The 16,861-nt window shown below is 60.4% G+C and carries 17 protein-coding genes; 3 read left to right on the forward strand and 14 right to left on the reverse strand.

Annotation, left to right across the window (positions count from 1 at the left end):
- Positions 1 to 80: 80 nt before the first annotated feature.
- From KSS96_RS21575 to KSS96_RS21620, 10 genes are all read right to left on the reverse strand, one after another.
- Complete coding sequence (locus KSS96_RS21575; protein WP_017527408.1) at positions 81 to 317, reverse strand: hypothetical protein; 237 nt, start codon at positions 315 to 317, stop codon at positions 81 to 83.
- A 103-nt stretch (positions 318 to 420) separates the two neighbouring features.
- Entirely contained in the window at positions 421 to 1,026 is a 606-nt protein-coding gene (locus KSS96_RS21580) for an START domain-containing protein (RefSeq protein WP_017527407.1), read from the reverse strand.
- Between the two features lie 41 nt (positions 1,027 to 1,067).
- Entirely contained in the window at positions 1,068 to 1,322 is a 255-nt protein-coding gene (locus KSS96_RS21585) for a YkgJ family cysteine cluster protein (protein ID WP_017527406.1), read from the reverse strand.
- A 161-nt stretch (positions 1,323 to 1,483) separates the two neighbouring features.
- Complete coding sequence (locus KSS96_RS21590) at positions 1,484 to 1,972, reverse strand: translation initiation factor 2 (RefSeq protein ID WP_068932221.1); 489 nt, start codon at positions 1,970 to 1,972, stop codon at positions 1,484 to 1,486.
- A gap of 104 nt (positions 1,973 to 2,076) precedes the next feature.
- Complete coding sequence (locus KSS96_RS21595; RefSeq protein ID WP_017527404.1) at positions 2,077 to 3,516, reverse strand: aminotransferase-like domain-containing protein; 1,440 nt, start codon at positions 3,514 to 3,516, stop codon at positions 2,077 to 2,079.
- A gap of 266 nt (positions 3,517 to 3,782) precedes the next feature.
- Positions 3,783 to 4,598 (reverse strand): OmpA family protein, encoded by an 816-nt coding sequence (locus tag KSS96_RS21600; RefSeq protein WP_065878266.1) that lies wholly within the window; start codon positions 4,596 to 4,598, stop codon positions 3,783 to 3,785.
- Positions 4,595 to 4,960 (reverse strand): DUF4398 domain-containing protein, encoded by a 366-nt coding sequence (locus KSS96_RS21605; protein WP_017527402.1) that lies wholly within the window; start codon positions 4,958 to 4,960, stop codon positions 4,595 to 4,597. The genes KSS96_RS21600 and KSS96_RS21605 overlap by 4 nt, the downstream gene beginning before the upstream one ends.
- Before the next feature lie 9 nt (positions 4,961 to 4,969).
- Positions 4,970 to 5,782: a substrate-binding periplasmic protein gene (locus tag KSS96_RS21610; RefSeq protein WP_137219847.1), complete on the reverse strand. Its 813-nt coding sequence runs from the start codon at positions 5,780 to 5,782 to the stop codon at positions 4,970 to 4,972.
- An 83-nt stretch (positions 5,783 to 5,865) separates the two neighbouring features.
- The gene (locus tag KSS96_RS21615; protein ID WP_017527400.1) at positions 5,866 to 6,795 is read right to left on the reverse strand and encodes an electron transfer flavoprotein subunit alpha/FixB family protein; all 930 of its coding nucleotides are present in this window, start codon (positions 6,793 to 6,795) and stop codon (positions 5,866 to 5,868) included.
- A gap of 2 nt (positions 6,796 to 6,797) precedes the next feature.
- The gene (locus KSS96_RS21620; RefSeq protein ID WP_017527399.1) at positions 6,798 to 7,547 is read right to left on the reverse strand and encodes an electron transfer flavoprotein subunit beta/FixA family protein; all 750 of its coding nucleotides are present in this window, start codon (positions 7,545 to 7,547) and stop codon (positions 6,798 to 6,800) included.
- 506 nt (positions 7,548 to 8,053) lie between these two features.
- Between KSS96_RS21620 and KSS96_RS21625 the strand changes: the two genes are divergently transcribed.
- Entirely contained in the window at positions 8,054 to 9,718 is a 1,665-nt protein-coding gene (locus KSS96_RS21625; RefSeq protein ID WP_068932220.1) for an electron transfer flavoprotein-ubiquinone oxidoreductase, read from the forward strand.
- A gap of 92 nt (positions 9,719 to 9,810) precedes the next feature.
- Here KSS96_RS21625 and KSS96_RS21630 read toward each other — a convergent pair whose 3' ends face one another.
- Positions 9,811 to 11,016 (reverse strand): benzoate/H(+) symporter BenE family transporter, encoded by a 1,206-nt coding sequence (locus KSS96_RS21630; RefSeq protein WP_017527397.1) that lies wholly within the window; start codon positions 11,014 to 11,016, stop codon positions 9,811 to 9,813.
- Between the two features lie 346 nt (positions 11,017 to 11,362).
- On the opposite strand from KSS96_RS21630, the gene KSS96_RS21635 reads away from it, so the two are divergent.
- A complete protein-coding gene (locus tag KSS96_RS21635) occupies positions 11,363 to 12,751 on the forward strand; it encodes an aminotransferase-like domain-containing protein (RefSeq protein ID WP_068932219.1) in 1,389 nt (462 codons plus the stop codon).
- Here KSS96_RS21635 and KSS96_RS21640 read toward each other — a convergent pair.
- Positions 12,748 to 13,641, reverse strand: a complete 894-nt coding sequence (locus tag KSS96_RS21640) for an AraC family transcriptional regulator (protein WP_017527395.1) — start codon at positions 13,639 to 13,641, stop codon at positions 12,748 to 12,750. The two genes, KSS96_RS21635 and KSS96_RS21640, sit on opposite strands and share 4 nt — an antisense overlap.
- A gap of 180 nt (positions 13,642 to 13,821) precedes the next feature.
- On the opposite strand from KSS96_RS21640, the gene KSS96_RS21645 reads away from it, so the two are divergent.
- Positions 13,822 to 14,874, forward strand: a complete 1,053-nt coding sequence (locus KSS96_RS21645; protein ID WP_017527394.1) for an NAD(P)-dependent alcohol dehydrogenase — start codon at positions 13,822 to 13,824, stop codon at positions 14,872 to 14,874.
- On the opposite strand, the gene KSS96_RS21650 is transcribed toward KSS96_RS21645, so the two are convergent.
- Together KSS96_RS21650 and araH are read right to left on the reverse strand one after the other, a co-directional pair.
- The gene (locus KSS96_RS21650) at positions 14,875 to 15,678 is read right to left on the reverse strand and encodes an IclR family transcriptional regulator (protein ID WP_065878274.1); all 804 of its coding nucleotides are present in this window, start codon (positions 15,676 to 15,678) and stop codon (positions 14,875 to 14,877) included. It abuts the gene before it with no gap.
- 207 nt (positions 15,679 to 15,885) lie between these two features.
- Entirely contained in the window at positions 15,886 to 16,854 is a 969-nt protein-coding gene (araH, locus tag KSS96_RS21655; RefSeq protein WP_017530734.1) for an L-arabinose ABC transporter permease AraH, read from the reverse strand.
- Between the last annotated feature and the right edge of the window lie 7 nt (positions 16,855 to 16,861).

Here is a 16,861-nt window from a genome sequence, read left to right on the forward strand (position 1 = left end):
TTCATTCGCTGATCTCGCTTGCAGAGTAGCGCGAAGCTATCACCTCCACCAGAGGGGCTTGATAGGCGTAAAGGGAATATTCAGGCTGAGGGAGAAATGTCGAGGATCTGGATACTGTTCTGGTCTTTGAGAATCTTGACCGTCGGCTCGGATTGGCGACCTTCGAGGTCGTTGAGGTCGAGTTCAGCGGCGACGGGCACCAGCTTGTTGCGAATCATGTGCGCAGCGTCTTCGAGGCTGGGCTTTTGTTCGCAGGTGAACTGCTCCACGGACTGCTCGCCGTGATCATCAACGAAGGTAATTTGCCACGTTTGCATCGGTGCCTCCTCGATAAAGCCCGCGTATGGGCTCACAGGTATCTGGACCTTGAGGGCGCGCTAAACGTTCCGCTCAAGGCCTGAGGCACCGGATCAACCGCGCTTATTTTTCAGCGTGGTCTTTCAAGGCTTTCAACGTGTTGAACGGGGCATCCACCACGAATTTGTTCGCCAGCCACGACGGCACGCTGCCGCCTGGCTCGGTGTGGACCTGGTAAGTCACTTCGGTCTGGTTGTCGCCTTTGGGCACCAGCTTCCAGAAACCCTCGACCTGGGCGACACGCACATAACCTTTTTCGTCCGGCTTGTAGGTCGGCACGCCCTCAAGCTTGCGGGTTACGCTGCCATCGGCGTTTTTGATGGTGGTGACATGAATATAGGAATCACGATCGGTCACCGGGAATGGGGCGTTGAACTGCGTGTAGGTCCAGGCCTCGTCGCCTTTTTTATCTACCAGCTTCTGGGATTTGCATTCGTGGATCCAGGAACAGGCACCGGCGACATCTTCTTGCAGCGCAACGATCTTGGCCACGGGCGCCTTGATCACGGTTACACCGCGATAGGCCTTGTATTTGGAACCCGCCACTTCGCTCAGGGACACCTTGATCCCCTCTTCGTCCTTGGCGACCTGCCAGTCTTCAGCTTGTGCAGTGGCAGCACACAACAGCGTAAAACCGCACAGCACCGCCATTCGTTTCAGCGAACCCATTGTTGTATTCCTTATTGTTGACGTTCCGAGAGTAAAGCCCATCAAGCCGCCGTCATCTGCTCCCACCAGCCGATCAACCGGATCGCATCGGCCTGGTCGGTGCCGCACACATCGATATCCGCCTTGAAATCACTGCACACCGCCGGGCGCTCCGGCTGCCCGAACAGTTGGCACAGCTGTTCGACCGACAGGTGCAGGCAGCGTTCGCCCGCGGGCTTGCCATTAGGCATTCCGGGTAACGGCGAACTGATGGAGGGGGCAATGCAGCAGGCACCACAGCCTTCACGGCAATTCATGACCAGCAGGTCCTCGACGACTCAATAGGGATGGCCGGGCTAGGGTACGCCCTTAAACAGCCGTTTTAAAATGGGCTAACACGGGTTTTTCGCATAAAACAAACATGACCGACCGGTCTGCGACAGATGGTCAATGACTCGCGTCACGCACGGGGGAAAGTTTACTGCTTGAACTCAAACTCCAACGCGGCGCCTTCCACCTCCCGGCGTTCCTCGTTGCGCAATTGCAGCTTCATTTCATTGCTGAGCAAACGGCCGTTGATCTGGAAGGCACTGTTGTCAGTGGGCTTCTCGCCGAACATCGGTGGCAGCAACGGCACGCTCTTGGGCTTGGGCATGGTGCCTAGCGGCTGCAGGTGCCGGACCATGTCCGAAGGCAGGGACAGGTCCAACTGCGCCGGTGGCAGCTGGGTCTGTGCCACTTCCTGGGCTGACTTGGACTTTTTCGCCGACGCCCGCTTTTTAGCGGCTGCGGCTTTTTTCTTCGCCGCAGGTGCTTGCTGGGTTGGCGTGGTTTTTTTTGCGGAGGGCTTCTGTTCGCTGCTGGCAGCAGGCTTGTTTTCAGTCACGGGTGATGCCGCCAGCACGGTGCTGACGTTACACAGGCTTAACAGGCCAATCACCATAGCAGTGCGAAAAATACAGGTCATATCGCCTACAGCATTAACGGCAGAGGGCCATATGCTCGCTTGTTGTGCGCGGCATGACAAGCGCGGTGACTCGCCAGCTATCGGAGTTGCCCTCTTTTTACGGCTCAAAAACCCGCTGCGGTTTCCTGGCATAACTGGCTGGCCAGCATCCCCAGGGTCATCAGCGCGCGCTCTGCCTCGCGGTTCCAGGGTGTGCCGCAGTTAAGCCGAATACAGTGGTTGAACTGCTCGGTATTGCTGAAGATCAACCCCGGCGCAATGCTGATGCCCTGTTGCAGGGCGCGCACATGCAGTTCCTGGGTATTGACCCGGCCCGGCAAACTGACCCACAAAATAAAACCGCCGGTCGGGCGAGTCATCTGGGTGCCCTCCGGGAAATATTGCTGCACCGCCAGTTGAAACGCGCTGAGGTTCTTGCGGTACTCCTGACGAATGTAGCGCAGGTGTCGATCGTAGCCACCGTTCTCCAGGTAGGCCGCGACCCCCATCTGGGTCACGCTGCACGCCGAATGGGTGCTGAACATCTGCAAACGCTGGATTTCCTGCTGGTACTTGCCGGCAATCATCCAGCCGATCCGCACGCCCGGCGACAATGTCTTGGAGAAGCTTGAGCAATAGATCACCCGATCCAGGCGGTCATAGGCTTTGAGGGCTTTGGTGCGGCCCAGCTCGAACATCAGTTCGCCGTAGATATCATCCTCGACGATCTGGATATCGAAATCCGATGCCAGGCGCAGCAGCTGTTTCTGCCGCTCCTCGGGCATGGTGCCACCCAACGGGTTACTCAGGCGCGTGGTCAGTACCAACGCTTTGATCGACCATTGATTGGCCGCCAACTGCAAGGCTTCAAGGCTCATGCCGGTGGACGGATCGCTGGGGATCTCGATGACCTTGAGGCCTAGCAGATCGGCCAGTTGCAGCAAACCATAATAGGTCGGTGATTCCGCTGCGATCAGATCGCCGGGACGGGTCAGCACCCGCAGCGACATCTGCAACGCATCGACACAGCCGTGGGTGATCACGACTTCGGAAGGGTCCACCACTACGCCGGCATCGCGCATGCGGATCGCCACTTGGCGTCGCAGCGGCTCGAAACCGGGGCTGAACATGTAGCTGAATGCCCGCGGGCTCTGGAACCGTGTGACCTTGGCCAGTTGCTGGTGCAACGCGCGGACCGGCAAGTAGTCGACACTCGGCACGGCGGCGCCCAACGGGAATACCCCTTCACGGCGCGACTCGCCCAATACCTGTTGAATGATACTGCTGCGGGTGACCAACCCGGGGCGTTCGACCCGTGCGATATCCGGTGTCGGCGCGGTGAGCGCCGGCGTCTGATGCACGTAGTAGCCGGACTGCGGTCGCGCGCGGATCAGCCCCTGGTCTTCCAGGTTGGCATAGGCCTGCAATACCGTGGCATGACTCACATTGAGTTGGGAGCTCATCTTGCGCACCGAAGGCACGCGCTCGCCCGGCTGATAGACACCGCGCCGGATATCCTCAGCCAGTTGCTGGGCGATACGTTGATAAAGCAGCAGATTGGTCATGACGCAGCACTCGATTTCACGGGTATTTATTTTTGTGTGAAACATACCGGCACAGTTTAAAAGTGTACGGGGACAGTTGCCACAATAGTCGAGCGCGGGCGGGAGTGACAGTAAAAACTGTAAACGGGATACACGACGTTTCAGGTGTACATCGAACAAAAAGTGGGAGGGACGGTGCGACGATTCGACTTGCTCCCGATAGCGGTGAATCAGTCATAGATGTTCAACTGACCCACCGCTATCGGGAGCAAGCCCCCCTCCCACATTTAACGGGCGGCGCCGAGTTGGCCTTTTTCGTCCGAGAATACTATCTCCACCCGGCGATTTTGCGCCCTGCCCCGTTCGGACGCATTGGCCTCCACCGGATACTGGTCGCCATAGCCTTCGACCTGGATGCGTTTTTCGTCGATCCCCAGGTCCACCAGCACATCGGCCACCGACTGCGCGCGGTCACGCGACAGTCTGAGGTTTTCCTGTTGGCCGCCGGTGTTGTCGGCGTAGCCCTCGATGCGCACCACGCGCTTGGGGTTCAGTTGCAGGAACTGCACAATTTTCAACACGGTGCGGTTGGCCGAGTTTTTCAGCTCCGCTTCGCCCGTGTCGAACAGCACGTCGCCCAGGGTCATCACCAGGCCGCGGTCGGTCTGAGTGGTGGTCAGGCTGGCGATCTGTTCTTCAAGCCATTTGCCCTGCTGTTGCACGCTGATCAGCTTGTTTTCACGCAGGGCCAATTGCAGGCGCTGGCGTTCCAGTTCGAGCTTGGCGGCGCGTTCTTCGTTTAGCGCCTGCTCGGTGTGTTCGCGGGCTATGGCGCTGTAGCGCTGGCTCAGGTAGGCGTAATGCACCACGTCCGTGCCGCTGCCCCAATAGCTGGACAAACGATCGGCGCGCGCCAGGGATTCACCGGCGCGAATCACGTCCTTGGGCGCGATGCGCAGCACATTCGCGTCTTCCTTGACCTTCTGGAAATCATTGCCGGCCTGTTGCAAGGCTTGCTCGCCATTGGGATGGCTGGCACAACCGCCCAGTACCGCACTGCCCAGCAACACGGCACAGCTCATACCACGCATGATCGGGCTCATTGGGCTTCTCCCAGCTGCAATTGCTTGCGCAGGCGCGTGATGCGGGTGTTGAGCACGTTGAGTTGTTCCTGGCTTTTGCGGGTCAGCACTTGGGCTTCGGCAAGGCGTGCGTCCAGCTCGGCCTGTTCGGCCCGCATACGCGCATCCTTGTAGGACTGGTCGGCCATGTCGGCCTTGGCCTGGGCGAATTTGTCTTCGGCCAGTTTCAGGTCAGGCGATTCATCGGCACTGGCACCGACGGCGTTGGCCTGTTCCAGGGCCTGCTGGGTGAGGCGAATCTGTTCATTCGGCGCAGGATCGGCTGCACATCCCGCCAGGGCTACAACAACGGCGAGGGCCGCGAAAAAAGGTCGAAGAGTCACTAAAAATCCCTACTGTGTTGGGGTGCCGACGGGTTGTTGCAATTGCGCCTTCCAGCGCTCGAGGTTGCGCTGCAGCGCGGCTTCCGTCACACCAGACCCGGGCAATTCTGTCATCTTTTTGGCAAGCTGTCCGCGCAACCACGGATCATTGCAGGCCGAGTTGTGGGAAATTGCCAGGTGCAGGCCGGCCTGATCGACAGGCGTATCGCGGGCAATCAAGTCATTGCTCATGCCCAGCGTCTGGGCCATGGCCATGCCGGAATAGCGCCCGGCGAGTACGTAGTCCACCTCGCCCAGCAGCAGTTTTTGGAAGGCGGGGGTCAAGCTCGGGAATCGTTGCAGGGTAAGGTGCTGGGCCAGGGTTTCGAATCCCTGGCTCAAGCGGGCACGCTCCGAGGCCGCCCCCTTGAAACCCTGCAGGTCGGTAGCGCTGGCATATACCAGTGCCGAATCCGTACGCGTCCAGACCCTATAGTCGGTCTGCACCAGGGCCGGGTGGATGTAGTCGAAGTTGCCCAGTTGCGCGTGGTTCAACGGCGCATCGGCAAAAATATCCATGCGCCCGCTGCGTACTTCATCCAGCGCCATCGAACGATTGCCACCGTAGAGCAGGTCGATTTTCACACCCAGGTCTTTCGTTACCTGCTGCAACACATCGGCGGTGGCACCGATCAGGTGGGTGGGGTCCTGGGGATCACGCCAGAGCAAAGGGGGGGTGTCCGGGCTGCCGGTGATCACCAGGCGCTCACATTTGCCGGCGGCCAGCGCCAGGCCCGGCAACAGCGACAGGCCCAGCAGTAAGGCCCAGGGGCGCAGTTCCATGGCGGTTTCTCCGAGGTTCACAAAAGACCGGGCAAAAAAAACCCGGTCATAAGACCGGGCTCTTTATAAGTGAAGCGGCTGGATTAGACCAGCTTCTCCAACTCCGGTACGGCTTCGAACAAGTCCGCGACCAGGCCGTAATCGGCCACCTGGAAGATCGGTGCTTCTTCGTCCTTGTTGATCGCAACGATCACTTTGGAGTCTTTCATACCGGCCAAGTGCTGGATCGCGCCAGAGATACCGACCGCGATGTACAGCTGTGGCGCGACGATCTTGCCGGTCTGGCCGACCTGCATGTCGTTGGGTACGAAACCTGCGTCGACGGCCGCGCGGGAAGCGCCGACCGCAGCGCCGAGCTTGTCGGCCAGGGCGTACAGGTGCTTGAAGTTGTCACCGTTCTGCATGCCACGCCCGCCCGAAACGACGATCTTGGCAGCGGTCAGCTCAGGGCGATCCGACTTGGCCAGCTCTTCGCCAACAAAGCTGGAAGTACCGGCGTCATGGGCAGCGGCGACGGCCTCAACGGCAGCCGAACCACCTTCGGCGGCAACCGGGTCGAAACCGGTGGCGCGCACGGTGATGACTTTGATGGCAGCGCTCGATTGCACGGTGGCAATGGCGTTACCCGCGTAGATCGGGCGCTTGAAGGTGTCGGCGCTTTCGACCGAGATGATCTCGGAGATCTGGTCAACGTCCAGCTGCGCAGCAACGCGTGGCAGGATGTTTTTGCCGTTGGAAGTAGCGGCGGCCAGGATGTGGCTGTAGCCGGCGCCCAGCTCTGCAACCAGCGGGGCAACGTTTTCCGGCAACTGATGCGCGTAAGCAGCATTGTCAGCGTTCAGGACCTTGCTCACACCGGCGATTTTCGCAGCGGCTTCAGCCACGGCGCCAGCGCCTTGACCTGCTACCAGTACGTGGATGTCGCCACCAATTTTAGCGGCAGCGGCCACGGTGTTCAGGGTGGCCGGGGCCAGCACCTTGTTGTCGTGTTCGGCGATTACGAGGATAGCCATGATCAGATCACCTTCGCTTCGTTTTTCAGTTTCTCGACCAGTTCAGCCACCGACTTGACCTTGATGCCGGCGCTGCGTGCAGCCGGCGCTTCGACTTTGACGGTCTTGTTGGTGGAGGCGGTGGAAACGCCCAAAGCATCCGGAGTCAGCACTTCGAGAGGCTTCTTCTTGGCTTTCATGATGTTTGGCAGGGACGCGTAGCGCGGCTCGTTCAAACGCAGGTCGGTGGTGACGATGGCCGGCAGTTTCAGGGAAACCGTCTGCGCGCCGCCGTCGATTTCGCGGGTCACGGCAACCTTGTCGCCGCTCACTTCCACTTTGGATGCGAAAGTACCCTGGCCGTAACCGGTCAGTGCAGCCAGCATCTGGCCAGTCTGGTTGTTGTCGCTGTCGATGGCTTGTTTGCCCAGGATCACCAGCGAAGGCTGCTCCTTGTCGACAACCGCCTTGAGCAGCTTGGCCACGGCCAGGGAGGTCAGTTCTTCAGCGGATTCGACGAGGATGGCACGGTCGGCACCCAGCGCCAGGGCGGTACGCAGCTGCTCTTGAGCAGTGGCAGGACCGATGGAAACCACGACGATTTCAGTCGCAACGCCTTTCTCTTTCAGGCGTACGGCTTCTTCCACGGCGATTTCACAGAATGGGTTCATCGACATCTTGACGTTAGCAAGATCGACGCCGGAATTGTCCGCCTTGACGCGAACTTTCACGTTGTAATCGACAACGCGTTTGACAGCTACAAGAACCTTCATGGATTCCTCGTTACTCTCCGGTGAAAAGAAAATCGCCTAGGCGAACCTGGCGGTTGATGCTCATCGGCACACAAGGGCACCTCCAAAAACCCAGGCAAATGACCTTGCTCACGGGAAACGATGACCGTTCGTCAGTGGTGACTGAGAGGTCATTCTTTATCGCGGCGTGTAAACTGCGCCCCGGTGGGTAGGCGCGCGTCACCTGTTTCGCTTTTGGACGTGCTCTTGAAACCTGCTGTCTGCCTACGGTAAGCGCAAAACCGACCGTATATTGACCGGAACGCCTATTCTGGTCAATACAGCAAAATAGCCAGTCATAAGCCGCGTTGCTTTGATTTACCTAGCCTGCGGGCAATTCAAACAAACGTTTGTATTGGACGCTGACAGTGGTCTATATATAATGCGCCACCTAGAGAGAAAGGTGGGTCCCGCCGTTGCCGCCGGACCACACCGAACCTCCACCCATTAGAAAAAAAGCCTGTTGAGCCTTGAGTAGGAGATAGCCTGTGGAACGCGAATACATGGAATTCGACGTGGTCATCGTCGGCGCCGGCCCGGCGGGCCTGTCCGCCGCCTGCCGACTGAAGCAGAAGGCCGCCGAAGCCGGTAAGGAAATCAGCGTCTGCGTGGTCGAGAAAGGCTCCGAGGTCGGCGCACACATCCTCTCCGGCGCCGTGTTTGAACCTCGCGCCCTGAACGAACTGTTCCCGGACTGGAAAGCCCTCGGCGCCCCGCTCAATACCCCCGTGGTGCGCGATGACATCTATGTACTGCGCAGCAGCGAGGCCTCCACCAAGGTGCCTGACTTCTTCGTGCCCAAGACCATGCACAACGAAGGCAACTACATCATCTCCCTCGGCAACCTGTGCCGCTGGCTGGCCCAACAGGCCGAAAACCTGGGCGTTGAAGTCTACCCAGGCTTCGCCGCCCAGGAAGCGCTGTTCGACGAAAACGGCGTGGTCCGCGGGATCATCACCGGCGACCTCGGCGTCGACCGTGAAGGCCACCCGAAAGAAGGCGTCTACACCCCAGGCATGGAGCTGCGTGGCAAGTACACGCTGTTCGCCGAAGGTTGCCGTGGCCACATCGGCAAGCAACTGATCAAGCGCTTCAACCTGGACAGCGACGCCGACGCCCAGCACTACGGCATCGGCCTCAAGGAAATCTGGGAAATCGACCCGGCCAAGCACCAACCCGGCCTGGTGGTACACACCGCCGGTTGGCCGCTGGACATCATGAGCAACGAGAACACCGGCGGCTCGTTCCTCTACCACTTGGAAAACAACCAGGTGGTCGTCGGCCTGATCGTCGACCTGTCCTACAGCAACGCCTTCCTGTCGCCGTTCGATGAGTTCCAGCGCCTCAAGCATCACCCGGTGCTGGCCCAGTACCTCGAAGGCGGCAAGCGCATCAGCTATGGCGCCCGCGCCCTGGCCAAAGGCGGCATCAACTCGTTGCCGAAGATGGTCTTCAAGGGCGGCGCCCTGATCGGTTGCGACCTGGGCACCATGAACGTGGCCAAGATCAAGGGCAGCCATACCGCCATGAAGTCCGGCATGCTCGCCGCCGACGCCGTGGCCGAGCGCCTGTTCGCCGAATCCGAAGGCGGCGATGAACTGACCAACTACGTCGACGGTTTCAAAACCAGCTGGCTCTACGAAGAACTGTTCGCCACCCGCAACTTCGGCCCGGCGATGCACAAGTTCGGCCCAATCCTCGGCGCCGGCTTCAACTGGTTCGACCAGAACATCCTCGGCGGCAAAATGCCGTTTACCCTGCACGACACCAAGCCGGACTACGCCTGCCTGAAGCTGGCCAAAGACAGCACGAAGATCGACTACCCCAAGCCCGACGGCAAGCTGAGCTTCGACAAGCTGAGTTCGGTGTTCATTTCCGGTACCAACCACGAAGAAGAACAGCCGTGCCACTTGAAGTTGAAAGACCCGAGCATCCCGATCGGCACCAACCTGCCGCTCTACGATGAACCGGCACAGCGTTACTGCCCGGCCGGCGTGTATGAAGTGATCACCCAGGAAGACGGCGAGAAGCGCTTCCAGATCAACGCCCAGAACTGCGTGCACTGCAAGACCTGTGACATCAAGGACCCTTCGCAGAACATCACCTGGGTTACACCGGAAGGCGCAGGTGGGCCGACTTACCCGAATATGTAACGCGGCTCCTCACAACGCATTTCGCCACACCTGAAAGCCAACGCCTCAAGCGTTGGCTTTTTTTGTACCCGCTCAAGCGCTCAACCCGTGCCTCATGGTCGGCTGCCCTCGGCGACAGCGGCGGCTTTGCTTTGCCGGGTGTAACTCAGCACACAGTGCGCGACGAGGCCGAAGATCAAGCCCCAGAACGCAGCGGCCAGCCCCAGGTAGCTCATGCCCGAAGCGGTGACCAGAAAGGTAATCAGCGCCGCTTCGCGTTGTTTCTCGTCGGCCATGGCGCCTGTCAACCCGGTGCTGATTGCGCCGAACAGTGCCAGGCCCGCCAGGGAGGCAATCAGCTCTTTGGGCAAGGCAGAAAATACCGAAGCCAGGGTCGCGCCAAAGATACCCATCAGGATGTAGAACACCCCGCAGGCGATCCCGGCGATGTAGCGCTTGTCGCGGTCTTCATGGGCTTCGCGGCCGGTGCAGATGGCGGCGGTAATCGCTGCCAGATTCAAACCATGGGAGCCGAACGGTGCCATCAGGATCGAGCCGATCGCCGTCACCGAAATGATTGAGCGCGCTGGCGTGTGGTAGCCCGAAGTGCGCAATACCGCCATGCCCGGCACGTACTGACCGGTCAGGGTCACCAGCGCCAGCGGCAAGCCGATATTAATGATGGCGTGCCAGCTCCACTGCGGCGCGATAAACACCGGCTGGGCGACGGCGATAGTCATTGCCCCGCTGTTGAGTTCACCAAACGAGGCAGCGACCGCGCAGCCGATAATCAGCACGGACAGGATGGCGTAACGTGGCGAGAAACGCTTGAACACCAGGTAAGTCGCGATCATCGCCAGCACCAGCGCCGGTTGCAGCTTGATCGAGGTGAACAGCTCGGCACCGAAGCGGAACAGGATGCCGGCGAGCATGGCGGCGGCGATGGCTTTGGGCAGGCGACTCATCAGCTTGTCGAACGCGCCAGACAAACCCACCACGGCAATAATCACTGACGCAACCACGTACGCGCCGATGGCCTGGGGCAGAGTCACCGTGGGCAGCATCGAGACCAGCAACGCCGCTCCCGGCGTCGACCACGCGGTGATTACCGGCACCCGCAGGCGCCAGCTCAAAAACAGGCCGGTAATCCCGCTGCCAATGGAAATTGCCCAGATCCACGATGACACCTCGTCATTGGGCAGGTGCGCTTCCTTAGCCGCCTGAAACACGATGATCAAGGGACCGGCATACGAAATGATCACGGCGATAAAACCCGCAATCACGGCTGACAGGGATAGATCCTTTCTGAGTGTGTCCATGATGTCTCGACTTGGCGCGGCAGCGTCGCGCAGTGACCAGGGGGATGATCGATTCGATTGACTCGATTCGAGGCGAGTGTATTTGATTAAATTGAGTTGATTCAATAAGCAACTCAATTATCACCCAATATTTTTTGAGATCATCAGCGCATCTCCTCAACGACTTGAATACAACCCTTTGATTACTAAATAAAATACTAAAATACACCCTCTACAATAAAAGCAATCAGCCATAAAATTATCGATTCAATCGAATCAATAAAGCGATTAGCTCATCTGATCAGGCATCCATATCCCTGTGATATGCTCGACGCTTCATCATTTCTACGAAGGGCAGTGATCATTCATGTGGGTTCCCCAGCTAAGCGAGTTCAACCAGCCGGTGTATTTGGCGATTGCCGACGCATTGGCACGCGATATCAGCAACGGCGTGTTGAACAAAGGCGATCGCCTGCCGACCCTGCGGGAGCTGGCCACGGCCCTGGATGTCACGCCGGGCACTATCAGCCGCGCGTACAGCGAAGCGCAGCGCCGGGGCCTGGTGCAGGGGGAAGTGGGCCGCGGTACGTTTGTGCTCACTCAGAACCCACCGGGGCCGGCGGCGAGCAACAGCCCGGCGGCGCTGAATCTGGGGCAGCCGGAACTGCTCGACCTGTCGATCATCAAGCCCGGCAGCGAAACCCTGGAACACTGGCTGCGCGACGCATTGGTGAGCCTGGCCAGGAGCACCGATTTCGCGGGCGCCCTGGACTACGCCCCGGACGGCGGTCACCCGGCGCATCGCGAGGCGGGAGCACAGTGGCTACGGCATTCATTGCCCGAGGCACAGTGGCAGCAGGTGATCATCACCGCCGGCGCGCAGCATGGCTTGATGGTGGCGATGAGCGCCCTGACCAACGCCGGCGACCTGGTGCTCTGCGAGGCACTGTGCTACCCCGGCATCATTTCCCTGGCCCATGGTCTTGAACGCCGCCTGCGTGGCGTGCCGATGGATGACGAAGGCATCATTCCCGAGGCGCTGCGCGAACTGTGCCGGCGGGAAAAACCGGCGATGCTGGTGTGCGTCGCGACCTGCCAGAACCCGACGGCGGCGATCATGTCGCAACAACGTCGGGCGCAAATCGCAGCGTTGGCCGAAGAGTTCGACTTCATCATCCTCGACGACGACATCTACGGCTTTCTTGCCACCGACCCGTCCATCAAACCCCTTTCGGCGTTTGCCCCGGACCGCTCGGTGTACCTCACCAGCCTGTCGAAGTCGGTGATGCCCGCATTGCGTATCGGCTACCTGCACAGCCCGCCAAAATTGCTGTCGCGGCTCAGCTCGATGGTGCGTAGCAGCGTCTGGATGCCATCACCACTGACCGCGCAACTGGCCAGCAATGTGATCACCGAAGGCATGGACCAAAAACTGATCCGCATCCACCGCAACGAGGCGGCCGGCCGGCAAGCGATTGCCCGCGAGATCTTCGCCAGGTTCGAGCTCAAGACCCAGCCCTACGCCTACCATGTGTGGCTGACATTGCCGGAGCCATGGACCAGCGACGAGTTCACCATGCTGGCTCGGGCCAATGGCGTGCTGGTACTTAGTGGCACGCAGTTCCAGGCCGAACGCTCTGAAATGACACGCTGCGTGCGACTGGTGCTGATGTCGCCCACCAGCCGCAACGAATTGCGCTTTGCCCTGACCAAACTGGCCAGCCTGATCGAAACCGACCCGCGCCGTTACTACTAGGCCGCGCGCTCCTCGCCGGGGTTGCGCTCGAAGTAGCGCTTGTATTCGCGACTGAACTGCGACGTGCTCTGGTACCCCACGCTGTGCGCCGCCTGCGCCACACTCATGCCGTCCACCAGCAGCAACTGCTGGGCCTTGAGCAAGCGCAGGCGCTTCAGATATTGCACCGGCGACAGCAAGGTGCAGCGCTTGAAGTGCTCATGAAAGGTCGAAGCGCTCATATGCGCATACCCGGCCAATGTCTCGATGTTCAGCGGCTCGGCGAAATGCGCGTGCAGGTGGTTCAACGAGGTGGCGATTCGCGAAAATTGCCCCTGTTGCTCCACCAGCGCGCGCAACACATCGGCCTGGGGCCCGCGCAACGCCGTGAACAATAATTCGCGCACTCGCGACGGGCCGATGATCCGGCTTTCCAGCGGATCGTGCAGGCACTGCAGCAGCCGCTCGACGCAACCGCGCATCGCATCATCAAGCACCACGGAGCTCATCGACGCCAGCGTCTGCGCCGTCGGCGGTGGCCCGGCCTGCATGCCCATGGCCATGACCAACTCACCCAGCACCACGCGGTCGATACCCACCGTCACCCCCAATAATGGCGCACCCGGCGCCATGGCGAAGGTCTCGCACTCGAACGGCACCGGCATGGCCTGGATCAGGTAATGCCCGGCGCCATACTCCAGCGTCCGCGGGCCCAGGTACGCGACTTTGCTGCCCTGCGCCACGAACATCAGGCTCGGCTCATAGATCTGCGGCCCGCGCGCCACGTCGCAACTGGCGCGCAATACCTTTACGCCGGGCAGGTGGGTCGGGGAGAAACCGTCGCGGGACGTGAGCCCCTCGATCAAGGAAACCAGCGTGGCATTGGCGTCGAGATGGCGGGTCAACAACATGGCAAAAAACTTCGTGAAAAAGAGATGCGAGCATCATCGCAGGTCTGACGGTACATAAATCCAAACAGAGGGCACTGCCGGACGAATAGGCATGAGACTCGGAGCAATCGCCATGGCCGCCCACAAGGTCGGCACGGAGAATGGCCCACCTCACTTTCCAACGCTTTTGCGAGGTTTTCCATGTACACCGCCATCGGCTATGCCGCCCAATCGGCCACCACGCCCCTCGCCCCCATGTCGTTTGAACGCCGCAGCCCGCGCGCCGATGACGTGGCCATCGAGATCCTCTATTGCGGCGTCTGCCACTCCGACATCCATCAGGCACGCAACGAGTGGGGCATCGCCGTGTACCCGCTGATGCCCGGTCATGAGATCGTCGGCAAAGTTACCGCCGTCGGTGCCAGCGTCACCGCCCATAAAGTCGGCGACCTGGTCGGCGTAGGCTGCATGGTCGATTCATGCCGCCACTGCGACGCCTGCCAAGCGGACCTCGAGCAATATTGCCTCGAAGGCCCGACCATGACCTACGCCACCCCCGACCGCGTGGACGGCAGCAACACCATGGGCGGTTACTCCGACAGCATCGTGGTCAGCGAGCACTTCGTGGTGAAAATCCCGGCCACGCTCGACCTGGCCAGCGCCGCGCCGATCCTGTGCGCGGGCATCACCACTTATTCGCCGCTCAAGCATTACGGCGTCAAGGCTGGCGACAAGGTGGGGATCCTGGGCATGGGCGGCCTGGGCCACATGGGCATCAAGTTCGCCAAGGCCATGGGTGCCGAAGTCACGCTGTTCACCCGCTCGGCGAGCAAGGCCGAAGAAGGTCGCCGCCAGGGCGCCGACCACGTGATCGTGTCCACCGATGCCGAACAGATGAAAGCCGCCGCCGGGCACTTCGACTTCCTGCTGGACACCATCCCGGTGCAGCACGACCTGAACCCCTACCTCGATGTGCTGCGCTTTGATGGCGTGCATATTCTGGTCGGTTTGATCGAGCCGGTGGACCCGCCCGTCAACGCCGCCAAACTGGTGCTGGGGCGTAAAGTGCTGGCCGGCTCGCTGATCGGCGGCATTGCCGAAACCCAGGAAGTCCTGGATTTCTGCGCAGAGCATGGCATCACCTGCGACATCGAAATGCTCGACATCCGCCAGATCAACGAGGCCTACGCCCGCATGATCGCCGGTGACGTGAAGTACCGCTTTGTTATCGACATGGCAACCTTGAAAGCCTGATCAAACCTTCGCGCCCAACTGCGCGGAAAGCCGCGCTGCAACCTGTTTGATCACAGGGATCAGCTCGGCCATTTTCTCCAGCGGCATGTAGGGCACGGTACTGGCGATGCTGATGCCGGCGACGATTCGCCGGCTGGCATCGCGCACCGGTGCCGCGACGCAACGGATCGACGGTTCGTTGTCTTCCAGATCGAACGCATAACCGCCCAACACATATTCATGCATGCGCTGCTCGAACTGCGCCCAGGACTGTTCCGGGTGCTGCGGCCATTGCAGGTTTTTCCCACCCGCCGGCAAGCTGGTTTCGTATAAGCGTTGCCACTCCTGTACCGAGTCATCCAGCAACATCGCCTTGCCCACGCCCGTGCGTGCCAACGGCATGCGGTGGCCGACCCGCGAACGCATCTCCGGGCCGTTGCGGCCGGGGTTCTTGTGCAGGTACAGCACGTCGTCGTATTCGCGAATGGCCAGGTGGATGGTATCGCCGGTCAGCGCGGACAACTCATCCAGGTAGGGCACCGCCAGGGTCACCAAGGGCAATTCTTCGCGAGCCTGGAACCCCAGCTCGATCAACTTCGGCCCCAGCAGGTAACCGACTTGCGGCACCACGCGCAGGTAACGCTCCTCCACCAGGCAACTGGCCAGGCGGTGGGTGGTGCTGCGGGTGGTGCCGATGCGCTTGGCGATCTCTTTCAGATCCCGCGCACCGGCCGCCACCGCTTGCACCACGCCCAGGCCACGCAGCAGGGTCTGGGTGCCGGTGGGAACGGCGTCTTTGACGGGGGTGTGGGGGGTTTCCTGCATATCGGGCCTATTGGGAAGTACGAAAACGGCGCCATTATGGCAAATGCTGAATATCAATACAGTGGAGATCCAAATGTGGAGGGGGCTTGCTCCCGATGGCGGTGGGTCAGGGAAAAATGTGCAAGCTGACACTCTGCCATCGGGAGCAAGTCGAATCGTCGCACCGCCCCTCCCACATTTGATCCTCTGTGTTCTACAGACCGGTTTTCAACGTTGTTTCATACGGTCGATGACCACCGCCAGCAACAGGATCGAACCACGGATCACGTACTGATAGAACGTGTCGATGTTCTTCAGGTTCATCGCGTTCTCGATGATCGCCAGGATCAGTACCCCGGCAATCACATGGCGGATCATACCGACCCCGCCGCTCAACGACACACCGCCCAGCACGCACGCCGAGATCACCGTCAGCTCGAAGCCCTGGCCGATCATCGGCTGGCCCGAGGTCATGCGCGACGCGAGGATCACCCCGGCCAGCGCGCCGATCAGACCGTGCACGGCAAAGATCAGGATCTTGGTGCGATCAACGTTGACCCCCGCCAGCAATGCTGCTTCCGGGTTGCCGCCGATGGCCATGGTGTTGCGCCCGTAGGTCGTGTAGTTGAGCAGCCAACCGAAGAACAGGAAGCACAGGATGGTGATCAGGATCGGCACCGGCACGCCGAACAACTGGCCGTTGCCGAAGATGAAGAACTGGTCCTGGGACACGCCCACTGCCTTGCCGTCGGCAAAAATGTAAGCCAGGCCGCGCACGATCTGCATGGTCGCCAGGGTGGTGATCAGCGCATTGACCCGCAGCTTGGCAATGACGATGCCGTTGATCAACCCGACGATCAGGCCCATCCCCAGCGCCGCGCCGATGCCGAGCATGACGCTGTCGGTATCGCGCATGACAATGGCCGCGACCACGCCGGCGCAGGCGATCACCGAGCCCACCGACAAGTCGAAATGCCCCGATGCCAGGCAAAACAGCATGGTGCACGCCGCGATGCCCACGGTGGACACCGCCAGGCCCAGCCCGCGCATGTTCAGCGGCGAAAGGAAGTTATCGATCAGCAAGGCGCACAGCACAAAAATGCCCACCGCCGCCAGCAGCATCGCCCAGTTGTCGAGCAGCGCGCGCATATCCAGGGGTTTGCGTGCGGTTGGCAACGCGTTGTTTTGAGTGGTCATGGTCTTC

Source organism: Pseudomonas asgharzadehiana, assembly GCF_019139815.1.
Classification (GTDB): domain Bacteria; phylum Pseudomonadota; class Gammaproteobacteria; order Pseudomonadales; family Pseudomonadaceae; genus Aquipseudomonas; species Aquipseudomonas asgharzadehiana.

Excerpts from the sequence above, each read along its gene's own strand:
- KSS96_RS21575 (WP_017527408.1), bottom strand. The coding sequence starts at position 317 with ATGCAAACGTGGCAAATTACCTTCGTTGATGATCACGGCGAGCAGTCC.
- KSS96_RS21600 (WP_065878266.1), bottom strand. The coding sequence starts at position 4,598 with ATGAGCCCGATCATGCGTGGTATGAGCTGTGCCGTGTTGCTGGGCAGT.
- KSS96_RS21650 (WP_065878274.1), bottom strand. The coding sequence starts at position 15,678 with ATGCAGGAAACCCCCCACACCCCCGTCAAAGACGCCGTTCCCACCGGC.
- KSS96_RS21615 (WP_017527400.1), bottom strand. The coding sequence starts at position 6,795 with ATGGCTATCCTCGTAATCGCCGAACACGACAACAAGGTGCTGGCCCCG.
- KSS96_RS21630 (WP_017527397.1), bottom strand. The coding sequence starts at position 11,016 with ATGGACACACTCAGAAAGGATCTATCCCTGTCAGCCGTGATTGCGGGT.
- KSS96_RS21595 (WP_017527404.1), bottom strand. The coding sequence starts at position 3,516 with ATGACCAATCTGCTGCTTTATCAACGTATCGCCCAGCAACTGGCTGAG.
- araH (WP_017530734.1), bottom strand. The coding sequence starts at position 16,854 with ATGACCACTCAAAACAACGCGTTGCCAACCGCACGCAAACCCCTGGAT.
- KSS96_RS21580 (WP_017527407.1), bottom strand. The coding sequence starts at position 1,026 with ATGGGTTCGCTGAAACGAATGGCGGTGCTGTGCGGTTTTACGCTGTTG.
- KSS96_RS21590 (WP_068932221.1), bottom strand. The coding sequence starts at position 1,972 with ATGACCTGTATTTTTCGCACTGCTATGGTGATTGGCCTGTTAAGCCTG.
- KSS96_RS21620 (WP_017527399.1), bottom strand. The coding sequence starts at position 7,547 with ATGAAGGTTCTTGTAGCTGTCAAACGCGTTGTCGATTACAACGTGAAA.
- KSS96_RS21640 (WP_017527395.1), bottom strand. The coding sequence starts at position 13,641 with ATGTTGTTGACCCGCCATCTCGACGCCAATGCCACGCTGGTTTCCTTG.
- KSS96_RS21610 (WP_137219847.1), bottom strand. The coding sequence starts at position 5,782 with ATGGAACTGCGCCCCTGGGCCTTACTGCTGGGCCTGTCGCTGTTGCCG.
- KSS96_RS21585 (WP_017527406.1), bottom strand. The coding sequence starts at position 1,322 with ATGAATTGCCGTGAAGGCTGTGGTGCCTGCTGCATTGCCCCCTCCATC.
- KSS96_RS21635 (WP_068932219.1), top strand. The coding sequence starts at position 11,363 with ATGTGGGTTCCCCAGCTAAGCGAGTTCAACCAGCCGGTGTATTTGGCG.
- KSS96_RS21645 (WP_017527394.1), top strand. The coding sequence starts at position 13,822 with ATGTACACCGCCATCGGCTATGCCGCCCAATCGGCCACCACGCCCCTC.